General features: G+C 54.5%; 5 protein-coding genes. 1 reads left to right on the forward strand and 4 read right to left on the reverse strand.

Annotated features, from left to right (window positions below; all coding sequences use genetic code 11):
• The 4 genes from QCH34_RS07530 to QCH34_RS07545 all read right to left on the reverse strand — a co-directional run.
• Positions 1-488 (reverse strand): UDP-N-acetylglucosamine 2-epimerase (locus QCH34_RS07530; protein WP_300332414.1); only part of this gene is annotated, 488 nt, incomplete at its 3' end.
• Positions 485-1402, reverse strand: coding sequence for a Gfo/Idh/MocA family oxidoreductase (locus QCH34_RS07535; RefSeq protein ID WP_366898451.1), 918 nt, complete (start codon positions 1400-1402; stop codon positions 485-487). The genes QCH34_RS07530 and QCH34_RS07535, both read right to left, overlap by 4 nt.
• A gap of 30 nt (positions 1403-1432) precedes the next feature.
• Positions 1433-2527, reverse strand: a complete 1095-nt coding sequence (locus QCH34_RS07540) for a DegT/DnrJ/EryC1/StrS family aminotransferase (protein WP_300332416.1) — start codon at positions 2525-2527, stop codon at positions 1433-1435.
• A 107-nt stretch (positions 2528-2634) separates the two neighbouring features.
• The gene (locus QCH34_RS07545) at positions 2635-3894 is read right to left on the reverse strand and encodes a nucleotide sugar dehydrogenase (protein ID WP_300332419.1); all 1260 of its coding nucleotides are present in this window, start codon (positions 3892-3894) and stop codon (positions 2635-2637) included.
• A gap of 267 nt (positions 3895-4161) precedes the next feature.
• Here QCH34_RS07545 and QCH34_RS07550 point away from each other — a divergent pair, with 267 nt between their 5' ends.
• Positions 4162-4380 (forward strand): type II toxin-antitoxin system HicB family antitoxin, encoded by a 219-nt coding sequence (locus QCH34_RS07550; protein ID WP_300332421.1) that lies wholly within the window; start codon positions 4162-4164, stop codon positions 4378-4380.
• Positions 4381-4393 lie beyond the last annotated feature (13 nt).

A 4393-nucleotide genomic window follows, 5' to 3' on the forward strand; every position in this document is an offset into this window, starting at 1 on the left:
TGCACACCCTTTTCAATACCCTCACTGGCAAGGTTTGCAACCCCGGTCTGAGTGGGGACAAAGAGGAGATCAGACGTATGGTCGGTGAGGACACGGTTGATCTCCTCAGGCATGCTGCGGTCAAAGCTCCTGAGGCCGGCCTCAACATGCGCAACCGGGATATGGAGCTTGGCTGCGGCCAGTGCACCGGCGAGGGTAGAGTTGGTGTCACCATAGACGAGGACCATATCCGGGATCTCCTTTAGCAGCACCTCTTCAATCGCAGTAAGCATCCGGCCGGTCTGTACCCCATGGGAGCCGGATCCGATCCCAAGATGGTAGTCGGGTGTTGGAATAGATAGTTCCTCAAAGAAGATGCCGGACATATTCTCATCATAATGCTGGCCGGTATGCACCAGGATCTCCTGATGATCCTTTCGGAGTGCACGTGAGACCGGGGCACACTTGATGAACTGGGGGCGGGCGCCGACGATTGAGACGATCTTCACCTCTTCATCTCCTCCATAACCCCTTCACAGATCCGGAGATTCAGGAGCCCCTGTTCCGGTGTCACCTCAAATGGTTTGCCATCCCGGGCTGCCCGGACAAATGCCTGGAGCTCCACCTTCAGTGGCTCAACCTTGTTGACGAGCACCTTCTCGATGATATTCTCCTGCCTATACAGACCATTGGTCTGATCATAGGTCTCGGGTTTGCGGTACACAAAGATCTCCTGGGTCATGAAGTCGCCCTCGATTGTACGATCCTCTTCCTCAATGTATATCGACCGGATCTTCTTTGCGGATTTCCGGGAGGCAGAGAGATAGAAGGAGGTGGTATCAACTGATCCGAGGACGAGGGCGATATCGCCGTTCCCCCGTGCCGAGAAGGAATACTCCTGATCCGGGAAGAAGGCGTTGAAGAGGATGTCAATATCATGGATCATCAGATCCTCAACAATTGAGGCATCAGTGATCCGGCCGGATGCCGGGTTGTGCCGGTGGAAGGCGACATACTGGGGGGCTGTTGCAATCCTTCTGATCTCAGGGACGATCGGGTTGAACCGCTCGATATGCCCAACACCTACCACAACATCCTCAGGAATCTCCTGTATCAGCTGCTCAGCTTCTGCTGTGGTTCCGCAGATCGGTTTTTCAATCAGGGTATGCACGCCGGATGCAATCACCTGTTTAGCGGTCTCGAAGTGGAACCGGGTGGGGACAGCGAGCGAGACGAGATCGACCTTCCTGAGCAGCTCCTCAATCGAAGAACAGACCTCGGCTCCCGTCTGGGCGGCGACCGCCTCAGCACTCTTTGTATCAAGGTCGAAGACGTAGGTTGCCCCGACTTCCTTCAGTTCACTATAGACCCGGACATGGTTTCTTCCCATGACCCCACAGCCGATGACCCCAGCATCTATCATAGCATCTTCTCCTTTATTCTGAAGCCTTATTTAAAGTCTGTTCAATGAATACACAATATATTGCCGCTCTGTTGCACCGACACCGGGATGGACAGGAAACGAGAGGACTGTTTCTGCGAGTTCATCTGCAACCGGGCATGCAATCCCACCATCAGCTCCAATCGATGCAAAGACCGGCTGCCGGTGGAGCGGCACTGGGTAGTGGATGGCAGATCCGATCCCCTGTTCCTTCAGGTATACAATTAGTTCCTCACGGGAGAGCGGGGCATCCTCTGTCACCAGGACTACATACTGATGCCAGACATGGGATCTGTCCGGAGCAACAACAGGGGTGATGATCCCGGGCACCCTGATATGCTCGTTGAAGAATGTTGCATTCTCCTGCCGTGCTCGAATAAATTCATTCAGTTTTGAGAGCTGCACCCGCCCGATGGCAGCAGCGATATCGGTCATCCGGTAGTTGTACCCGATTTCGGTATGGATGTACTTCTCGGACTGCCCGTGGTTGATGATCCGCCGGAGCCGGTCATTCAGATCAGCTGAGTTGGTTGTCACCATCCCCCCTTCGCCGGTTGCCATATTCTTGGTGGCATAGAATGAGAAGCAGGCGAGATCCCCAATTGATCCGACCTTCGCTCCGTTGATCATCGCTCCATGGGCCTGGGCAGCATCTTCTATGAAGAGAAGTCCCCGGTCTGAACAGATCTCTCTCAGCAGAAACGCATCGCAGGGCTGGCCATAGAGGTGGACGCCGATCACCGCTTTTGTCTTTTTTGTGATCCGATCACAAACTGAATCCGGATCGATACAGCAGGTATCCCGCAGAACATCGGCAAAAACCGGTTTTGCCCCGGTCATCGCAACAGATGAAGCTGTTGCAAAGAAGGAAAATGCTGGGACAATCACCTCATCGCCGGGACCCACTCCCGCTGCAAGAAGAGCTGCATGGAGGGCGGCGGTCCCGTTGTTCACGGCAACGGCATGCCCCGCCCCGCAGTATGCGGCAAACTCATCTTCAAATGATCTGGTAAACGGGCCTTCGGCGATGATGCCGGAGGAAAGGACAGCAGTAATGGCTTCAGCCTCTTCAGGGCCAAGGAATGGACGGGCGATTGGGATCTGCATGGTGAGATGAGCTCCGTAGTAATTCTTCTCTGAAAATGTTACATATTTATTGAAAGGTCTTCTGGATTGACTTATGAATTCGAAGAGAGTTCGAAGAGAGGGGGATTTTATAATGTCCTGTACACACACCCATCCCTCACCTCATCATCCCCCCGGAGCATGCCGGTCACATCCACCACAATCGGCTTCCCATTGCAGATCCCGCAGACCGTCTCCAGTGTCAGCTCAGAAAAGACTGCGTGCGGGGCATTGATCACGATGCAGTCAACCGGTTCGCCGATCTCTCCAAGCGATGCCACAGGCAGCGCCCCGAAGTGCTCGATCTCCGCCGCCCCCAGAAGCGGATCATATCCATAAACATCCACCTCGAATTCCTTCAGCTCCCGGATCATCTCTTCAACCGGGCTCTCCCGGGTGTCGGGGACATTCTCCTTGTAGGTGAGGCCGAGGATGAGGACTTTGGATCCCTTGATCACCTTGCCGGCACGGTTCAGCTCTTTGATCGCTAATTGGGCGACGTGCCGGGGCATCGCGTCGTTGATTGCCCGGCCGGCCAGGATCACCTGCGGGTGGTACCCGAGCTCCTCGGCCTTCATCACCAGGTAGTAGGGGTCGACGGGGATGCAGTGGCCGCCGACGAGGCCGGGCCGGTAGTTGTGGAAGTTCCATTTGGTGCCGGCCGCCTCGAGGACTGCACGGGTGTCGATGCCCATCCGGCCGAAGATGATCGAGAGCTCGTTCATGAGGGCGATATTCAGATCCCGCTGGACATTCTCGATAACCTTCGCTGCTTCTGCGGTCCGGATGTCGGGTGCGAGATGGACGGTAGTAATCATACCATAGAGGGCGGCAAGCCGGGCCGCGGTCGCCTCGTCCATGCCGGCGACGACTTTTGTGATCTTCTCGAGCGTGTGCTCGTCGTCGCCCGGGTTGATCCGTTCAGGCGAGTAGCCAACAAAGAAGTCGCGGCCGCAGACCTGCCCTGATACCCGCTCAAGCACCGGGACGAAGACCTCCTCGGTGAGGCCCGGATAGACGGTCGATTCAAGGACAATGATCGCACCCTGTTTCATCTGCTTCCCCACCGTCTCCCCGGCGGAGACGACATAGGAGAGATCGGGATCTTTTGCCTTTGTGACGGGGGTCGGGACTGCGATGATCACAACATCCGCCTCCCGGATCCGGGCCGGATCAGTCGTCGCCTCGATCCTGTTCCCGGAGGTATCATTGATTGCTGCGATCTTCTTTGCATCGACATCATAGCCGATTGTCCGGATCTTATCGGCAAATGCGCAGGCGAGCGGGTAGCCGACATACCCGAGGCCGACGACGCAGATGGTTGTGTGGGGGGGATCCTGGCTCTTCATTCCTGAATTTAACACCTCTAAAGTAATGGTTGGTATACAAGACTTTAAGGGCTTTGATCCGGATGTGGCATTTTATAGAGCCCATCAAAGCAGGAGGAGTGTTGTTTTGATGGCCTCATTTTGAGCTCCTGGATGATCAGAAGGTTATTCCTCAAAGAAGGCAAGAATAGATCATCCTAAAAGTTGTACCATCTAAATTGTCGGTAATAGATCGTTGTTGAAGTCAGCGGTCTGGATCGAGGTTATCTGGCTTCAGGGTGATCACATATGGAATTTAAAATAACTCTTGAGCAGGATGAAGACGGGTGGTATATCGTCACAGTTCCTGCGCTTCCTGGATGCATCTCGCAGGGAAAGACGGAAGAAGAGGCAAAGAAAAATATCGCCGAAGCAATTGAACTTCATCTGAGTGCGCTTGCACGTGATGGTATTCCATTGTATCAGAAGCAGGGAGCAAAAGAAACGTTTGTAGCCATAAATCTATGAATATCAAGCTTCC

The organism is Methanocalculus sp. (assembly GCF_029762515.1).
Classification (GTDB): Archaea; Halobacteriota; Methanomicrobia; order Methanomicrobiales; family Methanocorpusculaceae; genus Methanocalculus.

Bases quoted from the DNA above. Each gene is read 5' to 3' on its own strand.
- QCH34_RS07545 (WP_300332419.1), bottom strand. From the start codon at position 3,894: ATGAAGAGCCAGGATCCCCCCCACACAACCATCTGCGTCGTCGGCCTC.
- QCH34_RS07550 (WP_300332421.1), top strand. From the start codon at position 4,162: ATGGAATTTAAAATAACTCTTGAGCAGGATGAAGACGGGTGGTATATC.
- QCH34_RS07540 (WP_300332416.1), bottom strand. From the start codon at position 2,527: ATGCAGATCCCAATCGCCCGTCCATTCCTTGGCCCTGAAGAGGCTGAA.
- QCH34_RS07535 (WP_366898451.1), bottom strand. From the start codon at position 1,402: ATGATAGATGCTGGGGTCATCGGCTGTGGGGTCATGGGAAGAAACCAT.